This is a genomic window from Paraburkholderia dipogonis (genome assembly GCF_042680985.1).
In the GTDB taxonomy this organism is placed as follows: domain Bacteria; phylum Pseudomonadota; class Gammaproteobacteria; order Burkholderiales; family Burkholderiaceae; genus Paraburkholderia; species Paraburkholderia phytofirmans.
This window is the reverse complement of sequence record NZ_JBHUFR010000026.1, coordinates 127,819-150,622: the sequence shown is the minus strand read 5'-3', so window position 1 is coordinate 150,622 and position 22,804 is coordinate 127,819. Positions and strand designations below refer to the sequence as shown.

20 protein-coding genes are annotated in these 22,804 nt (G+C 60.8%); 8 read left to right on the top strand and 12 right to left on the bottom strand.

What is annotated here, in order from left to right; genetic code table 11:
• Positions 1–106: 106 nt before the first annotated feature.
• Together ACFSNN_RS30500 and ACFSNN_RS30495 are read right to left on the bottom strand one after the other, a co-directional pair.
• Entirely contained in the window at positions 107–1,210 is a 1,104-nt protein-coding gene (locus tag ACFSNN_RS30500) for a malate/lactate/ureidoglycolate dehydrogenase (protein WP_134464197.1), read from the bottom strand.
• A 55-nt stretch (positions 1,211–1,265) separates the two neighbouring features.
• Complete coding sequence (locus ACFSNN_RS30495; protein WP_012427323.1) at positions 1,266–2,726, bottom strand: M20 family metallopeptidase; 1,461 nt, start codon at positions 2,724–2,726, stop codon at positions 1,266–1,268.
• Positions 2,727–2,948: 222 nt separating this feature from the next.
• On the opposite strand from ACFSNN_RS30495, the gene ACFSNN_RS30490 reads away from it, so the two are divergent.
• The gene (locus tag ACFSNN_RS30490) at positions 2,949–3,260 is read left to right on the top strand and encodes a superinfection immunity protein (protein ID WP_134464195.1); all 312 of its coding nucleotides are present in this window, start codon (positions 2,949–2,951) and stop codon (positions 3,258–3,260) included.
• Between the two features lie 72 nt (positions 3,261–3,332).
• On the opposite strand, the gene ACFSNN_RS30485 is transcribed toward ACFSNN_RS30490, so the two are convergent.
• The 3 genes from ACFSNN_RS30485 to ACFSNN_RS30475 form a co-directional block, all read right to left on the bottom strand.
• Positions 3,333–3,605 (bottom strand): YodC family protein, encoded by a 273-nt coding sequence (locus ACFSNN_RS30485; RefSeq protein ID WP_134464193.1) that lies wholly within the window; start codon positions 3,603–3,605, stop codon positions 3,333–3,335.
• Positions 3,606–4,092: 487 nt separating this feature from the next.
• The gene (locus tag ACFSNN_RS30480; protein WP_134464191.1) at positions 4,093–5,661 is read right to left on the bottom strand and encodes an MFS transporter; all 1,569 of its coding nucleotides are present in this window, start codon (positions 5,659–5,661) and stop codon (positions 4,093–4,095) included.
• A 31-nt stretch (positions 5,662–5,692) separates the two neighbouring features.
• The gene (locus tag ACFSNN_RS30475; protein WP_134464189.1) at positions 5,693–6,331 is read right to left on the bottom strand and encodes a TetR/AcrR family transcriptional regulator; all 639 of its coding nucleotides are present in this window, start codon (positions 6,329–6,331) and stop codon (positions 5,693–5,695) included.
• 190 nt (positions 6,332–6,521) lie between these two features.
• Here ACFSNN_RS30475 and ACFSNN_RS30470 point away from each other — a divergent pair, with 190 nt between their 5' ends.
• The gene (locus ACFSNN_RS30470; protein WP_134464187.1) at positions 6,522–7,634 is read left to right on the top strand and encodes a patatin-like phospholipase family protein; all 1,113 of its coding nucleotides are present in this window, start codon (positions 6,522–6,524) and stop codon (positions 7,632–7,634) included.
• Positions 7,635–7,825: 191 nt separating this feature from the next.
• On the opposite strand, the gene ACFSNN_RS30465 is transcribed toward ACFSNN_RS30470, so the two are convergent.
• A complete protein-coding gene (locus tag ACFSNN_RS30465; RefSeq protein ID WP_012427331.1) occupies positions 7,826–8,251 on the bottom strand; it encodes an OsmC family protein in 426 nt (141 codons plus the stop codon).
• Positions 8,252–8,600: 349 nt separating this feature from the next.
• Here ACFSNN_RS30465 and ACFSNN_RS30460 point away from each other — a divergent pair, with 349 nt between their 5' ends.
• Complete coding sequence (locus ACFSNN_RS30460; protein WP_134464185.1) at positions 8,601–8,909, top strand: DUF4148 domain-containing protein; 309 nt, start codon at positions 8,601–8,603, stop codon at positions 8,907–8,909.
• A gap of 257 nt (positions 8,910–9,166) precedes the next feature.
• Here ACFSNN_RS30460 and ACFSNN_RS30455 read toward each other — a convergent pair whose 3' ends face one another.
• The 4 genes from ACFSNN_RS30455 to ACFSNN_RS30440 all read right to left on the bottom strand — a co-directional run bounded on the left by ACFSNN_RS30455 (position 9,167) and on the right by ACFSNN_RS30440 (position 13,598).
• Positions 9,167–9,721 (bottom strand): carboxymuconolactone decarboxylase family protein, encoded by a 555-nt coding sequence (locus tag ACFSNN_RS30455; protein WP_134464183.1) that lies wholly within the window; start codon positions 9,719–9,721, stop codon positions 9,167–9,169.
• A 32-nt stretch (positions 9,722–9,753) separates the two neighbouring features.
• The gene (locus ACFSNN_RS30450) at positions 9,754–11,082 is read right to left on the bottom strand and encodes an aspartate aminotransferase family protein (RefSeq protein ID WP_134464181.1); all 1,329 of its coding nucleotides are present in this window, start codon (positions 11,080–11,082) and stop codon (positions 9,754–9,756) included.
• Positions 11,083–11,347: 265 nt separating this feature from the next.
• Positions 11,348–12,202 (bottom strand): MurR/RpiR family transcriptional regulator, encoded by an 855-nt coding sequence (locus tag ACFSNN_RS30445; RefSeq protein ID WP_012427335.1) that lies wholly within the window; start codon positions 12,200–12,202, stop codon positions 11,348–11,350.
• Between the two features lie 184 nt (positions 12,203–12,386).
• Positions 12,387–13,598: an NAD(P)/FAD-dependent oxidoreductase gene (locus ACFSNN_RS30440; RefSeq protein ID WP_134464179.1), complete on the bottom strand. Its 1,212-nt coding sequence runs from the start codon at positions 13,596–13,598 to the stop codon at positions 12,387–12,389.
• Between the two features lie 842 nt (positions 13,599–14,440).
• Here ACFSNN_RS30440 and ACFSNN_RS30435 point away from each other — a divergent pair.
• Both ACFSNN_RS30435 and ACFSNN_RS30430 read left to right on the top strand, forming a co-directional pair.
• Positions 14,441–15,931: an NCS1 family nucleobase:cation symporter-1 gene (locus tag ACFSNN_RS30435; protein ID WP_134464177.1), complete on the top strand. Its 1,491-nt coding sequence runs from the start codon at positions 14,441–14,443 to the stop codon at positions 15,929–15,931.
• 692 nt (positions 15,932–16,623) lie between these two features.
• Positions 16,624–18,144: an aminotransferase-like domain-containing protein gene (locus ACFSNN_RS30430; protein WP_134464175.1), complete on the top strand. Its 1,521-nt coding sequence runs from the start codon at positions 16,624–16,626 to the stop codon at positions 18,142–18,144.
• A 2-nt stretch (positions 18,145–18,146) separates the two neighbouring features.
• Here ACFSNN_RS30430 and ACFSNN_RS30425 read toward each other — a convergent pair whose 3' ends face one another.
• Positions 18,147–18,218, bottom strand: coding sequence for a group II intron maturase-specific domain-containing protein (locus tag ACFSNN_RS30425; RefSeq protein WP_134465608.1), 72 nt, complete (start codon positions 18,216–18,218; stop codon positions 18,147–18,149).
• Positions 18,219–18,267: 49 nt separating this feature from the next.
• Entirely contained in the window at positions 18,268–18,969 is a 702-nt protein-coding gene (locus tag ACFSNN_RS30420; RefSeq protein WP_134464173.1) for a FadR/GntR family transcriptional regulator, read from the bottom strand.
• A 243-nt stretch (positions 18,970–19,212) separates the two neighbouring features.
• On the opposite strand from ACFSNN_RS30420, the gene ACFSNN_RS30415 reads away from it, so the two are divergent.
• Genes ACFSNN_RS30415 through ACFSNN_RS30405 form a run of 3 tightly spaced genes read left to right on the top strand, consistent with a single transcriptional unit; the run spans position 19,213 to position 22,780 of the window.
• Complete coding sequence (locus tag ACFSNN_RS30415; RefSeq protein WP_134464171.1) at positions 19,213–20,769, top strand: sugar ABC transporter ATP-binding protein; 1,557 nt, start codon at positions 19,213–19,215, stop codon at positions 20,767–20,769.
• Positions 20,762–21,793: an ABC transporter permease gene (locus ACFSNN_RS30410; RefSeq protein WP_134464169.1), complete on the top strand. Its 1,032-nt coding sequence runs from the start codon at positions 20,762–20,764 to the stop codon at positions 21,791–21,793. Before ACFSNN_RS30415 ends, ACFSNN_RS30410 begins: the two co-directional genes overlap by 8 nt.
• 39 nt (positions 21,794–21,832) lie before the next feature.
• On the top strand, positions 21,833–22,780 hold the full coding sequence (locus ACFSNN_RS30405; protein WP_134464167.1) for an ABC transporter substrate-binding protein: 948 nt from the start codon (positions 21,833–21,835) through the stop codon (positions 22,778–22,780).
• Positions 22,781–22,804: the final 24 nt, after the last annotated feature.

Sequence of the window (22,804 nt, the reverse complement as noted above, 5' to 3'; positions counted from 1 at the left end):
TGATTTTTTCTGTGAAGGGTGGGCTAACAGACGGTGTATCCGTTATGCATGATCGAACGCGAAACGCGGGCGTCTTATCGCGCCCGCGCCTTTACATCAAAGTGGTTTATTGCAAACGCGCGGACCAGCGTCCGGCTTCTTCCGCGCTCATGCCGACGGCGAGCGCCGCGGCGAGAATCTGCGCCCACGTGGCTGCATCCACGGGAATACCTTCGGCTTCGCGCTGCGCGCGCGTCACGCGCTCGGGTTCGCCGGGCTCGTAGATACGGCCGGCGCCCGCCGCGAGCGGCGAAGCCTTCACCCAGTCGATGAACGCGTCGGCTTCGGCTTGCGCATCGGGCGCGTCGAACGCGGCGGGATCGATGATCACCGACAGCATGCAGTTGATGATCGCGTTGGTCGTGCCGAGCGTGGTGGAGTGCGTGGTGAAGCCGCCCGACAGCGCGCCGCCGAAGATCTCGCACATGGCCGCGAGCCCGAAGCCCTTATGTCCGCCGAACGGCGTCAGCGAACCGAACGGCGCTTCGTGCATGACTTTGGGTTCGAGCGTGGCGCGGCCCTCGTGATCGATCAGCGCGCCAGGCTGCACCTGCTTGCCCTGGTTATAGGCGACGCGCGTCTTGCCATAGGCCACCGTGCTGGTCGCGAAGTCGAGCACGAGCGGCGGCTTGCCGGGCCGCGGATAAGCCGCGCAAAACGGATTCGTGCCGATGCGCCGGTCCGCGCCGCCGAACGGCGCGACGAGCGGATCGCCCGCCACGTTGACGAAGTGGAACGACACGAGCCCCGCCCGCGCGCACTGTTCGGCCCAATGCCCGATGCGCCCGATGTGATGCGCGCCGCGCAAGCCGACCGCGCAGATGCCGAGGCGTCTGGCGCGCTCGATGCCCTGCTCCATGGCCTCGAACGCCACCACCTGGCCGAAGCCTTTGCCGCCTTCGACGCTCAGCACCGCGCCCGCGTCTTTCACCACGTCGGCGTGCAGGTTCAGTTGAAGTTCGCCGTCGGCGAGCGACGCCACATAGCGCGGAATCATCCCCACGCCATGCGAGTCGTGACCCGTCAGGTTCGCCGCCACCAGATGATCGGCGACCAGTTCCGCTTCGCGTGGCGTGCTGCCCGCCTTCTCCCAGATCGCCCTCACATAGGCGTGCAATTGATCGGCCGGAATCCGGGGCGTGACGGGTTGAGCGGTCGAGTTATCGGTCATTCACAAGGTCGGTGGACGTGACGGATTCAGGGCAGGCGATAGTGGAAGGAAACGTTCAGGGCGCGGCGGCGATCACCTCGGCCACCGCGGCCGTGAGCTTCTTGCCGTACGGCACGTGCAGGAACTCGTTCGGGCCGTGCGCATTCGACTTCGGTCCGAGCACGCCGCACACCATGAACTGCGATTTCGGGAAGCCGGCCTTCAGTACGTTCATTAGCGGGATGGTGCCGCCCTGCCCCATATACGCGACGTCGGCGCCGTAGTGCTGGCGCGACGCGTCGTTGAGCGCGGTGGCGAGCCACGGGGCGAGGTCGGGCGCGCTCCAGCCGCTCGCCGCGCCCGCGTCCGGCTTGAAGGTGACCTTGGCGTTGTACGGCGGATCGACTTCGAGCAGCGCCTTCAGTTCGGCGACGGCCTTCTCGGCTTCGATCATCGGCGGCAGACGCAGCGACAGCTTGAACGCGGTGCGCGGACGCAGCACGTTGCCGGCGTCAGCGAGCGCGGGCAAGCCGGCCGCGCCGGTCACCGAGAGCGACGGACGCCACGTCGAATTGAGCAAGGCCTCCTTCGGATCGGTGGTGGTGGGCAGCACCTGGCGGCCGTCCTGGCCGCACGCCCACGGCAGCTTCTTCCAGACGTCGTCGCCGAGAATCCTGGCGGTGGCTTCCGCTTCGCGCAGACGGTCCGCGGGGATGTCGATATGGAAACCCTTCGGCAGCAGCGTGCCGTTCGCCGAATCTTCAAGACGGTCGAACAGTTGCCGCATGATCCGGAAGCTCGACGGCGCGATGCCGCCATAGCCGCCCGAGTGAATACCTTCGTCGAGCACCTGCACTTCGAGATCGCCGGCCACCAGCCCGCGCAACGACGTGGTGAGCCACAGCTGATCGTAGTTGCCCGCGCCCGAATCCAGGCACACCACCAAACCCACCTTGCCGAGGCGTTCGCGCAGCGCATCGACATAAGGCAGCAGATCATAGCTGCCCGACTCCTCGCAGGTTTCGATCAGACCGACGCAACGCGGACGCTCGACACCTTGTGCGTCCAGCGCGGCAAGCGCGGTGATGCTCGCGTAGATCGCATAACCGTCGTCGGCGCCGCCGCGGCCGTAGAGCTTGTCGTTCTCGAGCTTGGGTGTCCACGGTCCGAGGTCGTTGCGCCAGCCGTCGAACTCGGGCTGCTTGTCGAGGTGCCCGTACAGCACGATGGTTTCCTCGCTGCCCGAACGCGTCGCCGGCGACTCGAAGAAGATCACGGGCGTGCGGCCCGGCAAGCGAATGATTTCGAGTTTCAGGCCGCGCACCGGCTGCTGTTCGGCCCATTGCGCCGCGTCGGTGATCACGCGCTCCAGATAGCCGTGCTTGACCCACTCGGGATCGAACGCCGGGCTCTTGGCCGGCACAGCGATGTAGTCCGTCAACGCGGGCACGATCTCGTCGTTCCACTTGCGGTCCACGAATTCGCGTAGCGTCTCGGGATTGATGCGTTGAGCCTGCTGGGTGTCGTCGGAGATCATGATGGCGGTCCGTGGGGATCTGTTCTGTCGAAACGATCATCATAGTCCCGATGCGGGATTGGCTGAACCCCTCGCAGTGCATCGGGCTCGCTGAAAGATTGGCGCGAACCGCCGGCGGCGGCCATCTCACTCGCGGCGCAACGCCTTCTCGGCGAGCTTACGCAAACACAACAATCGCGCGACAATCGAGACATAGGTCGCCTATCGGGAAGGAGCCGCTTCATGGGAGGCAACGTCGTCGTGCAGACCATCGCCGCGGTGCTGGCGCTGGCGCTCTATTTCTTGCCGGCCGTCGTGGCGGACCGGCGCAAGCGTCATGACGTGCTGACGCTGGCGCTCTTTAACGCCTGTCTCGGCTGGACCGTGTTCGGCTGGCTGCTCGCGCTCTACTGGTCGTTGCAACCGAACCCGCCGAAGAACCTCGCGGGCGAGGTCGCGGAAACGCGCAAGCTCGTGAGGATGCGGGCGTTTTCTTCCGCGCTGCTGGTGCGCGTGCAGCGACGCGCGAGCGCGCGGGATCGCTCTGACAGATAAATCAGGCGTGCTGTGGCAAAGCGGAAAACGGGTTGATCGGCTAACGCGCCGGCCAACCATGCCGCGGGGCGTTCAGGCCGCGCGGCTCATGCGGTTCCACAAGACGGAACCGGCAGGAATCGAGCGCGGCTCGACGCGCACGCTCGCGGGTGAAAACATCTCACGGCGCAGTTCGCCGTGTTCATCGAACCATTCGCAAATCAGCCAGTCGCCGGGATTGAGCGCCACGGGGCCTGCGTAGGTTACCGTCATGCGCGAGCCGCCTTCCTTCAATGTGACGACGTCGCCGGTGTTGAACTGGGTGGGAAGCGGTGTCTGGAATGCGTCAATGGTAGCGGTCAGCATATTCATCCCCCTACGGAACCGTTGAACGGTATTTAAGTCATTGCGCCGGTTTTTTCGACTTTAGACCTGCTGAAGGAAAACTCTAAAAGGTTAGGCAAGATTAACAATCGAAATTAATGCCTGCAAGCGCTTTTTATTGATACCGTTTTCATCCGCAGTGGAATGGCTTCCGCTACCGGCTGTACGGAATGAAAATCGGGAAAACCCTGCAATGCGCCGCCTGGCCGCCTCTTCATGCCGCACTGCACGATCGCCAGACTTACTGCGGAATGCCCGGCCAACCAGATCGAAAATGCGAATCCGGTTTCGTCATATCTAATGTGCCGGCAGACAGCTATTCAGGGTTTATTCCGATCCGCCATAGCAGAATTACCTGTGAATAACACACTCACCGGTAAATGCGGCATGCTTAAAATCGCTCTCGTTTAAAAAAATGCCCAATAACTCCGGCGACCTTTGTTGAAAACGATTGCCGCCGCGGGATTTTTCAAACCGGCTGCGCCGGGCGGCGCAGCGCGAGCTGCTGGTGCCGCACGAGCAGCACACTCAAGCCGATGCATACGAACATCAGGACTGCGTTGATCGCGAGGCTGATCTGGAACGCGTGCGCGTAGTCGCCCGACGTCGCGCGAGCGCCGATCGCGCCGAAGAACGCACCGCTGATGGCGGCCGTGCCGAACGCCGAACCGATCTGCAGCGTCGACGACACCACGCCGGACGCAAGTCCGGCTTTCTCCGGTACGACCTCGAGCAAAACGATGCGCATGATCGACGGCAGCAGCAGGCCGTGACCGACGCCCGCGCACACCAGCCCGCAATAGAACAGCAGATCCGGCGTGGCTGACTGCGTGGCGGACCAACCCGTGACGGTGAAACCGACCGTCATCATCGAAAAACCGAGCGTGAGCACATGGCCGCCGACGCGCTTGACCACCGCCGGCGAGGTCAGCGGCCCGACGACGAAACCGATCGCGAACGGCATGATCGCCATGCCCGAGGCGAGCGGCGTCCAGTGCAAACCGGTTTGCAGGAAGATCCCGTAGGTCAGGAAAAACGCGCTATTGCAGTAGAACAGGAACGCGAGCACGAGACCCAGCGCGAATGCCCGGTTACGGAACAATTGCAGGTCCACGAGCGGATGGCCGCCGCCGCGCTCCACGCGTTGCTCGGTCGTCACGAAGAGCGCGAACACCGGCACGGCGAGCGCGAACATCACAAAGGTCCACGCCGGCCAGCCGGCTTCGCGCCCGTGCGTCATCGGGTAGATGACCAGCAGCAGCACGGCCGACAGTAGCGCCACGCCCTTAACGTCGATGCCGGTTCGCGTGGCCGGCTGATTTTCCGGCACGAACTTCCAGGTGCCGAGAAACGCCGTGATGCCGATCGGAATGTTGATCAGAAAGATGATGCGCCAGTCGAGTCCGAACGGGTGATACGTGATCAGCGCGCCGCCGCCCAACTGCCCGACGATCGACGACAGGCCAAACACGAAACCATATAGGCTCATCACCTTGGTCTGCTGATGCAGCGGCACCACCGCGCGAATCGTGGCGAGCACTTGCGGCGCCATGACGGCGGCGGCGATGCCCTGCACGATCCGCGCGATCACCAGCATGTGCCCGCTGGTCGCGAAGCCGCACAGCGCCGAGGCGACCACGAACGCCGCCATGCCCGTCATGAACATGCGGCGGCGGCCGAACAGATCGCCGAGCCGCCCGCCCGTGATCAGCAGCACCGCGTACGCCGACGCATAGGCGGAGACGACGAGTTGCAATTGCGCGTCGGTGGCGTTCAGGCCGGTGTGGATCGAGGGCAGCGCGAGATTGACGATGAAGTAGTCGAGCGGCGCAAGGAAGGCACCGACGAACAGCACTGCCAGCGCAAGCCCTTGACGTTCGAAGCGCGGTTGGGGTTTGTCGGCCGATGTTGTCACGCTCTTTGCCACGCCCGTCGCCAGATTCGCGGCCGCAGAGCGAGGACAGATCACCGCTGAGGCGGCGGCGCCTTGAGGCCCAACGCATGCCGCCGGAGCGGACTTGATCGCTTCACTTTTCATGACTGATCGTTCAAAAATTCGGCAAAAAAATTTAGACGAGCGCACGCATGGCGACGTCCACGATTCCGGTCAGCGCGTCTTCTTTGTGGGCGACCCGCCCCAGTACACGCAGACCTTGCATGACGCAGAGCAGAAAATCGCCGACGGCTTTTTCGTCGAGCGTGGAGTTGAAGGCGCCGCTCGCCTGCCCGCGTATCACCGACGCCGCCAGCAGCGTGGCCATGCGGCGCTGAATCGCGGCGACGCGGGTGCGCAGTTCTTCGTCGCCGGGTTGCATTTCAAGCGTGGTGTTGGTGATGAAACAGCTACGCTGGCCGGTCAGCGCGCACGCGACCCGAGCGTAATGCAGCAAAGCGTTGCGCAGCGACTCTTCCGGCGGCACGGGCGCATTCAGCCGTTCGGCGAGCCGCGCGACCGACCCTTCCGCGTAGTGATCCAGCGCGGCCAGCATGATGCCGTGCTTGTCGCCGAACACGCCGTACAGGCTGCCGCGCAGCAGGCCGGTGGCTTTGCACAGGTCGTCGATCGAGGTGGCGTGGTAGCCGTGGTTCCAGAACACCTGGCTTGCGCTCGCCAATACCGTGTTTGTGTCGAACTCGCGCGGCCGGCCCCGCGAGCAGACCTCGCCGGCTTTCTTCGCGGATTGTTTCGAATCGCCTGATTGCTTCATGCAGCGGATATTATGACCAATCGTTCAAGAAAGCAAGATGAGTTTCCGTAGGAGGCGGCGCAAAGGCGCGTCCAGAAAGCACCATGGCGAAAATTCGTGCGGTGCAGTACAACGGTTAAAACCGCGTCGGCACTTTCGTTTTCCCCTATGAATTCGACGACTGCCGCGCGACCGCACAACGGAGCTCAGAATGGCGACGACAAAAGACATTCCCACGATCGGTCTCGCCCTCCAGGGCGGCGGCGCGCACGCGGCGTTCACGTGGGGCGTGCTCGACCGCCTGCTCGACGAAGTCGAGCGCGGAACGCTGTCGATTCTTGCGATCAGCGGCGCGAGCGGCGGCGCACTCAACGCCGCGGCCTGCACGTACGGCCTGAGCAGAAGTCCGACCGATGCCAAACGGGCGCTCGAACAACTTTGGACACTAGTGGGCGCCGCGTCGAAATGGCAGCCGTTCTACAACTTCCCCACGAATTCGCTGAAGTCACCCGAGCGCTGGAATGTGGATCTCAATCCGGTGGTGCTCGCCCAAAGCATGCTGGAACCGTTCAGTTCGCCGTACGCAATGCCGTGGCTGACCAATTCGCTCGGCTCGATCATGGAAGCGGTGATACCAGATTTCGCTGTCGTCAATCATCCGAAAAACGCCGTGCCGCAACTCTACGTGGCGGCGACCAACGTCAATCTGACCGCGCTGCGCATCTTCGGTCCGGGCGAAATTTCAGCGAAGGCGCTGATGGCCTCCGCCTGCTTTCCCACGCTCTTCGAGGCGGTGAAAATCGACGGCGAGTTCTATTGGGACGGCGGCTACATGGCCAATCCGGCGCTCGCGCCGCTCGTCGAGTGGGCCGACGATATTCTGAGCGTTCTCATCGATCCGCTCTGCACGAAGCATGGGCCGCCCGAACGCCCCAGCGAGATCAACAACCGGATCAACGAAATCAGCTTCGGCGCGTCGTGGGTCGCGGAGGTCCGTCAGATCCAGCTGATCAACGAACTCGCCGCCGAAAACCCCGGCCTCGTGCATCACGGAAAGCCGTACTTGCCCAAGCGCTTTCACGTGATTCGCGCCGACCGCTTCATGGACGAAATCGGCGCTGCCTCGAAGAACACGCCCTCCATCGAATTTTTCCGCGCCTTGCGCGAGGCGGGGCACGCCGCCGCCGACACATGGGTGCGCGATTGCCTGCCGAGCGTCGGCAAGACTTCCACTTTCGATCTCGACAAGCTCGTGAAGAACCGGGTCAAGGGAACGCCCGCCGCCATGCGCACCGTTCAGCAGGCCGAGGGGAAAACGGTTTGAGGCGCTTTATCTGATCGAGCTTGATGAAGTCGGCTCGTCTTCGCGCTGGAGCTTTGCTTCGTAGCGGTGCGGGAAGGCGAAGGCGTGACCGCAGAGGCGACCCGCTTCAAGGCCAACAAACAAAAACCGGCGCCGGGTTCGACCCGTGCGCCGGCGTTACCGCTTGTCAATCACCAGGGAAAGTCGCGAACTCAGGTTTCGAGCTTCGCGTCCATCGTAATCGTGGCGTTCAACACTTTCGACACCGGGCAACCGGCTTTGGCGTCGGCGGTTGCTTTGTCGAAGGCGGCTTTGTCGCCACCGGGGATTTTCACGGCCACGTCGAGATGCACCGCGGTGATCGCGAAACCGCCGCCGTCCTTGTCGAGCGTGACGGTGGCCGTCGTGCCGATGCGTTCGGGCGTGATGCCGGCCTTGCCCAGTTCCGCCGACAGCGCCATCGAGAAACACCCCGCATGCGCAGCCGCAATCAGCTCTTCCGGATTCGTGCCGATGCCGTCCGCGAAGCGTGTCGAAAACGAGTATTGGGTCTCCTTGAGGACGCCGCTGTCGGTGGAAATCGAGCCCTTGCCGTCTTGCAGGCCGCCTTGCCAGACTGCTGATGCCTTGCGCTTCATCGCTCTCTCCTGTTTGTGCCTGCTTCGCGCGCTGCACGACCGAATCTGATGCCTGCCGCAACGGTCCCGCCCGGGTGGTTTGCGGTTTCGGCATCGGTCGCGAGTGTCGCGCGGCGTCGCCGGCGCGGGCGTGGACCGAACTTCATCATAGGCGCTTCCGTGTGCCAGCGTCGTGACGATGCCGGCAATCGGCAAAACAGAAGCGGCCTCGGAAACTATTTCAGTAACGGTAATAATCTTTACTCGGAAAGCAGCTTTTTCACCGACCTCGTAAGAAATAGACTCGCTTCAACGGATCGGCACACAGCAGTCAACCGATCTCACCAACACTCGAATACTGGAGGTCATCATGAAATCGCTTATTTCCGCAGTCGTTATCGCTTCGGCGCTGGTTGTCCCGGCTGTTTCGTTCGCGCAGCAGGCGAATGGTCCGGTGACCCGCGCGCAAGTGCGCGCTGAACTGGTTGCCGCGCAAAAAGCGGGCCTCCTGAACCAGAACGACACCGACTATCCGAAGACCGTGCCGCAAAACGCAACGACCGTGGCCGCTGTGGCGCAGGGTTCGCAGGACGTCGGCGGCGTGAAGGCGGTTTCATCGGATGCCGGCGCGCGGGATTCGGTGCAGCAAGGCCTGTTCTCGACGTATCGCGGTCAGTAAGCTGGTAGGCCGCGTGGTTCGCGATGCGGCTCTTACTAGTGCAGGCAGTGAATGGAAGGTGAAGGTGTAGTCGCAGTAAAAAAGCGCCCCGGTTGCGAAGTTCGCAAACCGGGGCGCTTTGTATTGTGCTTACCGTGCAGCGGAAAAGTGGGGCGACCGTTGTAAAAGAAGCGGCGATGGAAGCCGACGCCGGCCGCGCCGAAATTGCCTCTGGCAGCGTGCGCGCAATTGCGCAACGGCGCCGCCATGCCGCCCGCCTACTCAGCGAACGGCAAGCTCTCCTGCCCGAGCGCGCGCATGCCGAACACGTTCAGCGTCATGGCCACCAACGCGTAATAGCCGAGCAGACCCACCAGGTTGATGACCACCTGATGTCCGAAGCGTTCGACCGCCTTCGCATAGATCGCGTCCGAAACGCGTTTGGTGTCGTACAGCTCGCTCGCGAAGTCGTGGATCAACGCGTCGTCGGCGTCCGCGAAATCCGGGCGCTTTCCCTTGCGAATCGTCTCGGCATCCGCTGCGGACACGCCGGCTTGCAACGCGATCGGATAGTGGATGTACCACTCCGCCTGCGCCTGCCAGCGCGCCGCGGTCACCAGAATCGCCAACTCCGACAGACGCAGCGGCAAACCCGTCCGATAACGGCAGAACGCGCCCAGACGTTGCGCCTGCTGCGCCAGTTCCGGACTATGAATCCAGCCGAGAAATGGCCCGTTCAGATTGCCGCGCGGACCGGACAGAATTTCGTCGAGCACCGCTTTCTGCTCGGGCGTGGCGGCGGACGGGTCGAAGTGAGGCAAACGCTCGGTCATGATCGTTCTCGTGAGTGGTGGTGTCGGAGTGTTCAAACGGCGGCGAGCGCGCCGCCGACCGCATCCGTGAACCGGCTGACAATCTCGTCGATGTCGCGCTCGGTGCAGATGAACGGCGGCGCCAGCAGCACATGATCGCCGATCTGGCCGTCCACGGTGCCGCCCATCGGATACACCATCAAACCACGTGCGAACGCCTCGCGCCGGATTGCCGCGTGCAGCTTGAGCCGGGCGTCGAACGGCGTTTTGCCGGCGCGCTCCTTGACCAGTTCCACGCCGACGAACAGCCCCCGGCCGCGCACGTCGCCGATATGCGGATGCTGCGCGTAATGCTCGCGCAGTTGGCCACGCAATTGTTCGCCGCGCGCCAGCACGTTGGGCAGCAGTTTGTCATCCTCGATCACGCGCTGCACTTCGAGCGCCGCGGCGCAGGCGGTGGCGTGGCCGATGTAGGTATGACCGTGCTGAAAGAACCCCGAGCCGGCGACGATCGCCTGATAGATCCGGTCGCTCACGAGCGTCGCGCCGATCGGCTGATAGCCCGCGCCGAGCCCTTTGGCGATGGTCAGGATGTCCGGCGCCACGCCGTCTTCCTCGCAGGCGAACAGGTAGCCGGTGCGGCCCATGCCCGACATGATCTCGTCGAGAATCAGCAGCACGCCGTAGCGATCGCACACCGCGCGAATCTTGCGGAAGTACTCGCTCACCGGCGGCACTGCGCCGGCCGTCGCGCCGACCACCGTTTCCGCGACGAAGGCCGCGACCGTGTCCGCGCCGAGTTCGAGAATCTTTTGCTCGAGTTCGTCGGCGAGACGCTGCGCGAAGGCCTCTTCGGTTTCATCGGCGTGCTGCTCGCGATACGCGTAACACGGACTCACGTGATGCGCTTCGATCAGAATCGGCAGGAACGGCTCGCGGCGCCATGCATTGCCGCCGATCGCCAGCGCGCCGAGCGTGTTGCCGTGATAACTCTGCCGACGCGCGATGAAATGGCGGCGCTGCGGCTCGCCCTTCTCCACGAAAAACTGGCGCGCGAGCTTCAGCGCCGCCTCGACCGCCTCGGAGCCGCCCGACACGAAATACACATGTTCGAGCCCCTGCGGCGCGCTCGCGACCAGCCGGTCGGCGAGTTCTTCGGCAGGCGCGGTGGTGAAGAACGACGTATGCGCATACGGCAACTGCTGCGCTTGCCGTTTGATCGCGTCGATCACGCGCTGGTTGCTGTGGCCGAGACACGAGACGGCGGCGCCGCCCGACGCGTCGATATAGCGCTTGCCGGTGGAATCGATGATCTCGATGCCGTCGCCCGCGACGGCGACCGGCAGCGACTGTTTAGGCGAACGATGAAAAACAGTGGACATGGTGTTTCGGTTTCCTGTGATGGCGGCAAGCGCTTGAGCGCCGGCTCGTTCAGATGCCGTGCGGGCGATGAAGGTGTCGAATGCGAACTGCCTTTGCCGGCAAAGTTTCATCGACACACCTGCCTCGACGTCACCATCGCACCGGCTCAACAATCGGTACGTATTTATACGTCAAAACAACATTTGTTGTCAAGCGATGCAACACCGATCCAGATGGAGCGGTCCTGCTTTCGCAGAAGACCGCGGCCCAATCAAACAGGAAAGTTCAAGGCACGTATGCGCCCTTCGCGTGCAGCGACTGCTCCGCGATGGCGAGCTGTTCGACCGCATCCGCGCCTTCCAGCGCGAGCAGATGCGCGACCAGCGACTCGGCCAGCGCCGTAGCCGCCACCAGCGACGGAAAGAACGAGGGGCTCTCGTGCGAAAAGATCAGCACCTTGTCGGCGTTCAAGGCGATCGGCGAGACGGCGCTGTCGGTGATGGCAATCAGCTTGCTGCCTTTTTCCAGCGCGGCTTCGGCCACGCGCGCGGCCTCCACCGAATACGGCGCGAAACTGATCACGATGGTCGCGCTGTCACGCTCGATGGTGCGCAGTTGCATTTCCAGCGTGCCGGCCTCGCCGTTGAGCAAGGACACCGAGGAACGGAACAGCCGGTAACCGTACACGAGACCGAACGCCACCGCGTAACAGGACCGGAAGCCGGCCACGTGAACGTGCGGCGCGCGCCGCAACAAACGCGCGGCTTCAACGATCACGCGGCCGTTATGCGCGGCGGTAACTTCGAGGTTGTGCTGCTGCGCGACCAGCAGGTCGTTCGCCAGCGCGTCTTTCGATTTGACGAGCGAGCGGGCGCGGCTCGTGAGCGGCTCGGGGCGCGTGCGCACGCGCGCGACGAACAGGTTACGCAATTCGTTCCAGCCGGGGAAACCGAGTTGCTGCGACAGGCGCACCAGCGAAGCCGGTTGCACTTGCGCCCTTTCCGCCACCTTGCGCATGGACGAGACCGCGACCTCGTCGGGATGATCGAGCAGGAAACCCGCTCCCATCTGGAACTGCGGACTCAGTTCGGAAAAGCGCGCCCGGATCAGGGCGGCGAGCTGGTCGAAACTGTCTGGCATGCGGAGGTACCGGGCAAACGGTCGATAAGGATGACAACAAATGTTACCACCCGGCACCGCGCATCCAACAGCAGTTCCGGCAGGTGATGGCTGGCAAACAAACCTGTCGTATCGCGATCGATCCTGTCCCAGTTAGTTTTTCGCAAAACAAACCGGCCCGACCCGGTACTCATAAGTTCAATAATTACGCGGTCGCCGGATATTGCTCAACGCTTCTCACTGCGTCTTCAAACGATGAGTTTTCGGCTAATTTTTTCCGCAGGATCGCGAATGCTCGCGGCGCATTTACCGTTATTACGCCGGCTAGCCGATGCTTGTCACGATATGCGCCGATAAATGGACGAGCATCCGGAGAGCCGCTGATCATTATCACGTCAGAATCAGTGCGTCCTAGGGATTGGATACGGGCACCGTATTGATCTGACCAGAAATACGGAACGCAGGAGAACGCTTTGGCATGTTCTCGGCCGGCCAGCAGATTCAGCGCCGCATGCTTTCCCTGATCGGCAGCGGTGGTCCACTGCTCGCTTCGCATCGTTGTCTGAGTCCATTCGTTCGGCCAGCGCGCAACGTCGCCTGCCGCATAGACATTTTCGTGACCTGTGTTTAACTTCATGTCACATACAAGTCCATCCGATATGTTGAGGCCCGACTGTGCTAACCATTCGGTATTTGGGGTAATGCCAATACCAATCACTACTACGTCGGCAGGAATTTCGCTGCCATCTGCAAGGGATACCGCCGTGACTCTGTCTGTCCCGCGAAAGCCGCACACCTGCGCGGAGCACGTTAGCTTTACCCCATTTTGTGCGTGGATTTCCCCAAAAAGTTTGCCTAGTCGCGAGCCCAGTGCGCGCGTCAAGGGCGCGCTCGCGGCTTCCAGCACGGTTACCTTCGATCCCCGGGAAAGCGCGCTGGATGCGACTTCAGCGCCAATAAAGCCTGCACCGATAACGACCACATGTGCGCCCGGCACTAACTCTTCCCTCAACTTCAATGCGTCGTCAATCGTCCTTAATGTGTGGATGCCTCGCAACGCTCGCCCCAACTGCAGTTCACGGGCGCGCGCCCCGGTGGCTATAACCATTCCGTCAAAACCGATGTCACTGCCATCGACGGTCACTCTCTTCTCGTGCAAATCAAGACACGTGGCCGGTTTTCCGAACAACAGTTCGACCTTGTTATCGGCAAACCATTTCATGTCCCTATAAGGCAGTGCTTCCGGTTGCAATTCCCCGGTGAGTATCTGCTTGGAGAGAGGCGGACGGTCATAGGGCAAGTGAGGCTCAGCGCTTACAAAGAAGATCTCGCCATCGAAGCCCTTGTGACGAAGCGCTTCGGTTGCCTTGAGTCCGGCAACATTACCTCCAACCACCATGATTCGCTTTAATTTCATTCGAGTTACCCCTTACACATTCCGGTGTTTTTCCCGCGTTCCTTCAATGTCCACCCTGTTGCTTGAGAGATTGCCGGACCTTTCACCGCCGCGCATTGGACATGCAATCCGGTTCGAACGCGCGTCCCCACCGTAATGCGCCGTAGCCACCATAGTAGGCATCCGCGCAAGTGAGTCAGCAATCAGGCGGGATACATTCGCCACGCGCCGTCACGGTGATGGAAAAGAAAATGATCTGCGACCAATCAACGATTTGTGATTCGACAAACACGCCGTGCCCCGCGAACACCGTGAGTTGCCTAATACATGCAAGCGCGGTGGCGCAGCTAATTTCTCGTTCGCCGCACGCAAATACAAAGATTTGTCGCCCATTTTTCATTCCTGAACCGCGGTAAGCCGTTTTTCACCAAGGCAGATTAAGGCATGAGGTCAATTCGTTAAATAGACGGACGCGGCTTTCTGGAGCTACCGTGAATGTCTTCGAGTCGAACTGTATTAGTGCCGAGACCGACACAGTTCATCGAACCTTGCAGCCCTCAATCGCCCGCCACATGTCGGCGCCACACTGTCAAGAGATTTCGGGCACGACAGTTTGTCCAGATCCACATGACGCTTGCGCGATTAATCTGCCTCCTGCACATGTTCCCGGCATTTTTAGACATGGACGATCTTTCTCAGGCAGAGGTCGTGCAATGCTTGGTTTCCGTTAGACGAAAGCGTCAAGACTGCGCTGGCGCGAAGCGACTTTTTGCAGATACAGCTCATTGGTCCGGACTTGCAGCCCCGCTGCTGCTGACAGTCGCCGATGCGTCAAAAATAGATTCAACATGGAGATACAGAGTATGTCGAATACAACGAACGAACGCTCCGATCTATGGAACGAGGATATAGCGCCGACGAGCGTTGCACAGCGTTCGTGGCGTTGGCGGCACTACGCGGCCCTCTGGACGGGAATGGTGATGTGCATACCGTGTTACATCCTGGCCTCCGGTCTGATTGAGCAGGGAATGTCTGCTTTGCAAGCCGTAGGGCTTGTACTGCTCGGAAACGCGATTGTTCTCATTCCGATGCTGCTGATTGGCCATTCCGGCGCAAAGTACGGAGTCCCATTTGCCGTAATGGTGCGTTCGTCATTCGGCACGCGGGGCAGCAAGCTTCCCGCTCTTCTCAGAGCACTGGTCGCTTGCGGATGGTTTGGCATCCAATGCTGGGTGGGTGGAAGCGCGATCTATGCGATCGGCAACATTCTTTTCCACGGGGCGTTAGCGGGGCCCGTAATCGAATCGCTCGGCATTGACCTGGCACACCTGATCTGTTTCCTAATGTTCTGGGCAATGCATCTTTACTTTATTTCCCGTGGCCCGGAGTCAATTCGATGGATCGAAACGGTTACTGCACCGGTCAAAATTATCATTGTTCTCGCGCTGTTATGGTGGGCGTATGACCGTGCGGGCGGCTTCGGTCCGATCCTCTCCGCACCTTCACAGTTTGTCCAAGGCGGCAGAAAGGCCGGTCAGTTCTGGTCTGTCTTCTGGCCGTCAATCACCGCGATGATCGGATTCTGGTCGACGCTAGCCCTGAACATCCCCGACTTTACCAGGTTTGCGAAAAGTCAACGCGACCAGTGTCTCGGCCAGGCGATCGGACTTCCCCTTCCAATGGCTGGCTTGGCCTTCATTGGTGTCGCAGTCACCTCAGCCACCGTCACCATATATGGAAAGGCAATCTGGGATCCTGTTGATCTCGCCGGCAGACTGCAAGGAATCGCTGTTGCTATCGGTCTCGCAATAATCACGCTCGATACGTTGTGCGTGAACCTTGCTGCGAACACCGTTGGCCCCGCCTACGACTTCGCGGCAATCTTCCCCCGATACCTCAATTTTAGCGGCGGCGGCTACCTTACCGCCGTCATCGGTGTCCTGCTAATGCCGTGGAAGTTGATTGCATCTACCCAGGGGTTCATTTTTACGTGGTTGATCGGTTACAGCGCGCTGCTTGGACCGGTACTCGGAATCATGCTTGCCGATTATTGGATCATTCGACGCAACCACATCGACGTCGCGGATCTGTTCAAGGAGAATGGTCGATATAGCTTCAAGAACGGATGGAATCCAGCCGCGCTAATCGCGCTGGTGATTTCAGTGCTGCCCAATCTTCCCGGCTTTCTGGCCGTGGCGTTCCCGGTCTCGTTCAGCTGGGTACCGGCCGGTTTCAGGGAAATCTACAACTACGCGTGGTTTGTTGGGGTCTTTCTTGCAATTGCGATCTACACTAGCCTGATGCACCCGGCGGTTCAGCGCACGGCCAAAAAGTTAGATATTGAAGGCGCATAGTGCCAGTAGTCTCTCAGACGACCGACTAACAAATTCTGCGAGTCAGCACTGTTTCTGCTCCCTCCCGCCGAATAAGATTGATCGACAATAACCGACCAACTAGAGAGGATTACAGATTATGATTTCGCTCCGTTGAGTTTCCAATCGTATTGCCGATTTCTTGCTACTGCGCTCTGTGCCGAGGGAGAGCAACGATGGTGAAGACCGCGAAGCTCGCGCCGACGACAAGCTCCGGAATCTCGTCAACCCGCGCTGCATTTCGCTCGTCCAGCCAATCGCCAGGCTCCAGGGTTCTGGTCGAATTGCGTTTAACCATATCGCAAAACGTATGTCGTATCGTTGGTGGGCCAGAACTGCACCGGGTTTTCGCAAAGCATGCGTTCAATTAGCGCACCCCATGTGACATAGGCCGCGGCCGTCGTTCTACGGATTGACAAAGTTTTTACCACGTGGAAAATTGACTTGAAAAAAAGCGAGGTATACCTCGGGTTGGAACTCACAAAAAATTATCGACCTCATAGGAAGTCCTGCAAGCCGCTCGCGCGATTCCGGTAAGGGCTCGCCACCCCTAAAAACTGCTTCCCGTCACACTGACAACGGTATTTCAGCAACCTGCTAACTCCGTCGACTCGATCAATACATCTGCTCTTCGGTGCAGCACCGCTAATCGAAACGTTCCTGTGAGGGACAAAATGCCAGAAAGTCAGTTCAGAGCGAGTGCGACAAATACGCCGGCCTCAAGTGCTCGCGACTCGACACTTCTGGAAGAATTGCGTGTCGAGCGCCAGCGTGGCATCAGCCTGGTCGATCAAATCGTCTGCAAACTGGAACAAATGGTCGAGTCGGGCCGTTTAAGGGCCGGTACCAAGACGCCTTCCGTCAGAGAACTTGCAAAGCAGCTAGGCGTAAGCACCTTTACGGTGACCGAGGCTTACGACGTGCTCGTTTCCAAACGAGTTTTGAGCTCCCGACCGGGAGCGGGCTATTTCGTCAATGCACGTGTCGTCCAGGCCCCGGGCTTGTCCGAAGAAACATCGAAGTTGGTCGAGGTTTCGGCGGACGCCTGGCTGCCCTTGCTCGTCTGGAATCAGAACCCGGAGCTACTTGCCGCCGGATCTGGCGTCCTGCCTCCTGAATGGTGCAGCGAAAGTCTGATTCTTCAGGCGGTCAGGCAAGCGATCAAAATGCCGGCAGAGCGCCTTGTGGGCTACGGTCACCCGTTGGGCTTTCAGCGTCTGAGACAGCTGCTTTCCCGTGGATTCACGGAACGATTCTGCGCCGTCGCGCAGGAACAGGTCATACTGACGAACGGAGTGTCGCATGGCCTCGACCTCGTCGTGAGAAGCTTTTTGAAGCCCGGTGACACGGTTCTGGTGGAAGATCCGACGTATTTCAACATTCACCACTTGCTGCAGAACTGTGGCATCCGGATGGTCCCGGTACGGCGAACGCAAGACGGCTTGGATGTCGAGCAGCTTGGCGCGTTGGCGGCGATGCATAGCCCCAAGGCCATTTTCGTCAACACGGTGTTACACAACCCGTTGTCCACCACCCTGACGCCGTCGCAGTGTTACCGAATCATTGCACTGGCTGAACAATACGATTTCCTCATCATAGAGGACGACATCTTCAGAGATCTGGCTGCGCCGACTGACCCATCCCTCGCGTCTCTGGACGGCCTTAACAGGGTGGTCTGTCTCGGCGGCTTCTCAAAGACCGTCGCGCCCTCCCTGCGTATTGGGTATATCCTCTGCCCTGCTCGACTTGTGTCGGAGATCGTTCGTGTCAAGATGACGTGCGGCCTGACCACCTCGGAACTAAACGAGCGTTGCATATACGAGGTTCTGTCCGATCCGGGCCATCGCCGTTACATTGAGAGGTTACGGCTGCGCCTTTCAAACGAGCGCGAACAGTTCCTTGCGATACTCTCCGACGTCGGAATGACGCCATTGGCGACGCCTCGAGACGGCCTGTTTGTCAGCGCGGGCTGGCGCGTAAAACCGTCGCCACAGTTCAATGGTGAGGTTATTACGGCTCTAGGCCTGGAAGCCGGCATTGCGCTATCTCGCGGAGAACTTTTTTCGCTCGAGCAACCGCTAGAGACAGTCTGGTTTCGCTTCAACGTCGCCTACTGCGGCTCGCCAAAGCTTCACTTGTTCCTGCGAGAAGTCTCTCAACGTCTGGCATCCAGTAGGTCAGTTACAGTTTTTTGATTTCAACCGGCGAAGTAATTCACCCAGCCGCGTAACGCCGGATTAATCAGTTCTACGACCTGATCGATCGGCACATTCCTTCACCGATTCAGGCCGGGTTGGACAACTGCCACAACCCAAACGCTAAACGCGCCTTTGCTGCAACGCACCGACTATCCAGCGCTCCTCGGATGCCTTGAGATGCGTCCGCATGGCAGCCTGCGCGGCAAGTGGATCGGCGGCCTGCAGCGCCTTGAGAATTTCTTCGTGCTCTCCCACCGCCGCCGACCACGTCTCAGTGCTTTCCGCGTGGCCACGAATCGCCGCGGCGATCGGGTCGTGCCGGCTGTCGAACATTTCCGCGACGAACCGGGTAAGCACCGAATTGCCCGCCGTCTCTGCGATCAGCATGTGGAATTGCCGGTCGGCATCGATGGGTGACTTTCCTTCCACTGCCAGTCGTTTCATCCGGTCGACCGTGCGGCGCAATTTGTCGAGCGCGGCAGCCGAAAACTTACCGGCGGCCAGAACGATGACCGTCCCCTCGATTGCCGCCCTGGCCTGCATCAATTCCGACGGGCTTTCTCCAAGGGCTGGAACCACGTTTTCGCCGCCGTCGCCTGGATTTCGGACGTAGACCCCGGACCCGACACGTATTTCAACCTGCCCGCCGATCTCCAGTGCGATTAACGCCTCACGCAACGAAGGGCGCGATACGCCCAACCGGATGGCGAGCTCACGCTCCGGTGGCAGACGCGCGCCGGGCGCAAGTTCGCCCTCGCGGATGAGCGCAAGAATCTGCGTGGCAACAGATTGGTAAAGCCGCTTTGATTCTGTCTGCTTCATATTCCGGGATTTTTTCCTGTCGCTAGCCTGCAAAAAAACGGACCAGACAGAGTCTAGCATAGCCGCAGAAGCCAATACTGTCTTCGCATTGAGCCCATACAAGGGTTTTCCTTATTGGACTGGCCAGTGCGATAATATGATATTGGCTTGACCATTCGCTCAATTCTGCGCTTTAATTTCGTCAAATTGGACTGGCCAGTTGAACCGCCCGCGGTTTGGCGATCTGCCGCAAATCCTGACGAAATGGAGACGAGATTGACGAATGCCACGCAGCGCGGGCCCGGTCCTGCGCCTGAGCCGCCTGCATCCCGCGAGATCCTGCAACTCAAAGGTGTGAGCAAGCGCTTTCCAGGAGTCGTCGCCCTCGATGGCATCGACCTCGATCTATGCGCCGGCGAAGTCCATGCCGTGTGCGGCGAAAACGGCGCGGGCAAGTCGACATTGATGAAAATCATCAGCGGCCAGTATCGCGCGGATGAAGGCGTGGTCCGCTACCGCGGTGCGCCCGTGCAGTTCTCGTCCACCGCCGACGCGCAGGCCGCAGGCATTGCGATCATTCACCAGGAACTGAACCTTGTCCCGCACCTGTCGGTCGCGGAAAACATCTACCTCGCGCGCGAACCCAAACGCGGCCCGTTCGTGGATTACCGCACGCTCAATAGCAACGCACAGCGGTGTCTGCAACGCATCGGGCTGAACGTGTCGCCGAACACGCTCGTCGGCGCGCTTTCGCTTGCGCAACAGCAGATGGTGGAGATTGCAAAGGCGCTGTCTCTGGATGCGCGCGTGCTCATCATGGACGAGCCCACGTCCTCGCTGACCGAATCGGAAACGGTCCAGCTGTTCCGAATCATCAGGGAACTGCGCGCTGGCGGGGTGGCGATTCTTTACATCTCGCATCGGCTCGATGAGATGGCTGAAATCGTGGACCGCGTCACGGTGCTGCGCGATGGCCGTCACATTGCAACGAGCGATTTCGCCTCGACCACGGTCAACGAAATCGTGGCCCGAATGGTCGGTCGCCCGCTCGACGATGCCTATCCGCCACGCCAGTCCACTCCCTCGGATCAGATCCTGCTGCGCGTGCGCGATCTGCAAAGGGCAGGCGTTTTCGGCCCGCTTTCGTTCGAACTGCGCAAGGGCGAGATTCTCGGCTTCGCCGGTCTGATGGGCGCGGGGCGCACCGAAACCGCCCGCGCGATCTTTGGCGCCGAGCGGCCCGATTCCGGTTCGATCATGCTGGGCGACGAGCCTGTCGCGATCGGTTCACCGCGCGAGGCCATTCGCCACGGAATCGCATACCTCTCCGAAGACCGCAAGAAAGACGGCCTCGCCCTTTCGATGCCGGTTTCCGCAAACATCACACTGGCCAACGTGCGGGCCATCTCGTCGCGCGGCTTTCTGCGTTTCTCCGAAGAGACGGCCATCGCCGAGCGCTACGTTCGCGAACTCGGCATCCGTACACCGACGGTCAGGCAGATCGCGAGAAATCTGTCCGGTGGCAATCAACAGAAGATCGTCATCAGCAAATGGCTGTATCGCGGTTCGCGCATTCTGTTTTTCGACGAGCCGACCCGCGGCATCGACGTCGGCGCGAAATACGCGATCTACGGCCTGATGGACAGACTCGCGGCGGACGGCGTCGGTGTCGTCCTGATCAGTTCGGAGCTGCCCGAATTGCTTGGCATGACTGATCGTATCGCCGTGTTTCACGAAGGGCGTATCACCGCGGTCCTTGAGACCAGACAGACCAGTCAGGAGGAGATCTTGCACCATGCATCAGGGAGAAGTCATGCTTGAAATCACATCGGGCCCTAACCAGGCTCTCGACAGGCAGGTACAGCAGCGACGCCGCGACCTGATCCAGAAATTCGCCGCACTGGGCAGCCTCGTGGTGCTGATCGTCGCGTTTTCGTTGACCAGCGCGGCATTTTTCTCGGTCGGCAACCTGATGACGGTTGCGCTTCAGGTCACGTCCATCGCGTATCTCGGCGTGGCCGCAACGTGCGTCATCATCACCGGCGGTATCGATCTGTCGGTCGGCTCGGTGCTGGCGCTCGCGGGCGTCGCGGCCGCCCTGCTGGTCAAGGCAGGCGTACCCATACCTGTCGCGATGCTCGGCGGCATGCTCGTCGGCGCCGCCTGCGGATGGGTCAACGGTATCTGCGTCACGCGCATGGGGCTGCCGCCGTTCATCGCGACGCTCGGGATGATGCTGGTCGCGCGCGGTCTCGCCCTGCAGATCACCGGCGCAAGACCGGTCTCGGGGCTCGGCGACGCGTTCGGCGAACTGGGCAACGGCGCCCTCTTCAGGATCTCCCACATCGGCGCAGACGGTTTTCCGGACACCATCTTTCCAGGCATTCCGTACCCCGTCGTGATCATGGTGGTCCTGTTCGCAGCTGTCTCCATCCTGCTTTCGCGAACGTCGCTGGGCCGTCACATTTACGCCGTCGGCTCGAACGCGGAAGCCGCGCGACTCTCCGGCGTCAACGTGCAGGGCGTCAAGCTCTTCACCTACGTGCTCTCCGGACTGCTCGCCGGCGCCACCGGCTGCGTACTGATGTCGCGCCTCGTCACCGCGCAGCCGAACGAGGGCGTGATGTACGAGCTCGACGCCATCGCAAGCGCGGTAATCGGCGGCACGTCCCTGATGGGGGGCGTCGGCACGATCTCCGGCACCGCCATCGGCGCATTCGTGATCGGCGTGCTGCGCAACGGTCTGAATATGAACGGCGTATCGAGCTTCATCCAGCAGATCATCATTGGTGTCGTCATTCTCGGCACCGTATGGATCGATCAACTCCGAAACCGGAAGTTGTAATCAGAAGACGAAGTCCCAACCACAATCAAGGAGCGAGACATGAAAAAGTTATCCGTGCTGGCTGCGGCCGCGGCGATGTGTGCAATGTTCAGCGCGTACGCGCAGGCGGCGGGCGGCGAAATTGCCGTGATCGTGAAAACGGCGAACTCCAACTACTGGCAGAACGTGCAAAAAGGCGCCACGGCCGCCATGGCCGATGCGAAGGGATACACGATGACCTTCCAGGGCCCCGCGGCCGAGTCCGCCATCGCGGATGAAGTCAACATGGTCGAGAACGCCGTGAACCGGCATGTCGCAGGCATCGTGCTGGCGCCGTCCGACCCCGATGCGCTCGTTCCGGCCATGAAGAAAGCGTGGGAAGCCCATATTCCCGTGGTGCTGATCGACTCGACCGTGTCCGACGCGGGCAAGCAGTATTACCAGTCGTTCCTGTCGACCGACAACACGAAAGCCGGCGAACTCTGTGCGCAGGCGATGATCGATCGTGTCGGACAAACCGGCAAGGTCGCGATCATGTCGTACGTGCCGGGCGCAGGCTCGGAAATCGGCCGCGTCGGCGGATTCCGCAAGTACATCACGGCGCATTCGAAGCTGCAGGTGGTCGGACCGTTCTATTCGCAATCGCAGATGGCAACCGCGCTGAATCAGACGACCGACGTCCTGTCGGCCAATCCGGACCTCAAGGGCATTTTCGGCGCGAACGAGCCGACCGCCGTGGGGATGGGGCGCGCGCTGACCCAGTCCGGTAAAAGCGGCAAGATCATAGCGATCGGCTTCGACGGCAACCAGGACCTGCAAGGGTTCGTTCGCGACGGCACGATTCAGGCAATCGCGGTTCAGAGCTCCTACCAGATGGGCTACAAGGGCATCCAGACCCTCGTCAATGTGATCGAGCGCAAACCGGTCTCGAAGCAGGTGGACACGGGCGTCATGATGGTCGAAAAACAGAATCTCGACTCATCCGAAGCAAAGAACGTTCTCTACTAATGAACACGCCGGCGTGGCGTCTTT

What these genes read in the sequence shown, in the direction of transcription:
- ACFSNN_RS30500 (WP_134464197.1), bottom strand. Translation starts at nt 1,210, where the DNA reads ATGACCGATAACTCGACCGCTCAACCCGTCACGCCCCGGATTCCGGCC.
- ACFSNN_RS30495 (WP_012427323.1), bottom strand. Translation starts at nt 2,726, where the DNA reads ATGATCTCCGACGACACCCAGCAGGCTCAACGCATCAATCCCGAGACG.
- ACFSNN_RS30490 (WP_134464195.1), top strand. Translation starts at nt 2,949, where the DNA reads ATGGGAGGCAACGTCGTCGTGCAGACCATCGCCGCGGTGCTGGCGCTG.
- ACFSNN_RS30485 (WP_134464193.1), bottom strand. Translation starts at nt 3,605, where the DNA reads ATGCTGACCGCTACCATTGACGCATTCCAGACACCGCTTCCCACCCAG.
- ACFSNN_RS30480 (WP_134464191.1), bottom strand. Translation starts at nt 5,661, where the DNA reads ATGAAAAGTGAAGCGATCAAGTCCGCTCCGGCGGCATGCGTTGGGCCT.
- ACFSNN_RS30475 (WP_134464189.1), bottom strand. Translation starts at nt 6,331, where the DNA reads ATGAAGCAATCAGGCGATTCGAAACAATCCGCGAAGAAAGCCGGCGAG.
- ACFSNN_RS30470 (WP_134464187.1), top strand. Translation starts at nt 6,522, where the DNA reads ATGGCGACGACAAAAGACATTCCCACGATCGGTCTCGCCCTCCAGGGC.
- ACFSNN_RS30465 (WP_012427331.1), bottom strand. Translation starts at nt 8,251, where the DNA reads ATGAAGCGCAAGGCATCAGCAGTCTGGCAAGGCGGCCTGCAAGACGGC.
- ACFSNN_RS30460 (WP_134464185.1), top strand. Translation starts at nt 8,601, where the DNA reads ATGAAATCGCTTATTTCCGCAGTCGTTATCGCTTCGGCGCTGGTTGTC.
- ACFSNN_RS30455 (WP_134464183.1), bottom strand. Translation starts at nt 9,721, where the DNA reads ATGACCGAGCGTTTGCCTCACTTCGACCCGTCCGCCGCCACGCCCGAG.
- ACFSNN_RS30450 (WP_134464181.1), bottom strand. Translation starts at nt 11,082, where the DNA reads ATGTCCACTGTTTTTCATCGTTCGCCTAAACAGTCGCTGCCGGTCGCC.
- ACFSNN_RS30445 (WP_012427335.1), bottom strand. Translation starts at nt 12,202, where the DNA reads ATGCCAGACAGTTTCGACCAGCTCGCCGCCCTGATCCGGGCGCGCTTT.
- ACFSNN_RS30440 (WP_134464179.1), bottom strand. Translation starts at nt 13,598, where the DNA reads ATGAAATTAAAGCGAATCATGGTGGTTGGAGGTAATGTTGCCGGACTC.
- ACFSNN_RS30435 (WP_134464177.1), top strand. Translation starts at nt 14,441, where the DNA reads ATGTCGAATACAACGAACGAACGCTCCGATCTATGGAACGAGGATATA.
- ACFSNN_RS30430 (WP_134464175.1), top strand. Translation starts at nt 16,624, where the DNA reads ATGCCAGAAAGTCAGTTCAGAGCGAGTGCGACAAATACGCCGGCCTCA.
- ACFSNN_RS30420 (WP_134464173.1), bottom strand. Translation starts at nt 18,969, where the DNA reads ATGAAGCAGACAGAATCAAAGCGGCTTTACCAATCTGTTGCCACGCAG.
- ACFSNN_RS30415 (WP_134464171.1), top strand. Translation starts at nt 19,213, where the DNA reads ATGGAGACGAGATTGACGAATGCCACGCAGCGCGGGCCCGGTCCTGCG.
- ACFSNN_RS30410 (WP_134464169.1), top strand. Translation starts at nt 20,762, where the DNA reads ATGCTTGAAATCACATCGGGCCCTAACCAGGCTCTCGACAGGCAGGTA.
- ACFSNN_RS30405 (WP_134464167.1), top strand. Translation starts at nt 21,833, where the DNA reads ATGAAAAAGTTATCCGTGCTGGCTGCGGCCGCGGCGATGTGTGCAATG.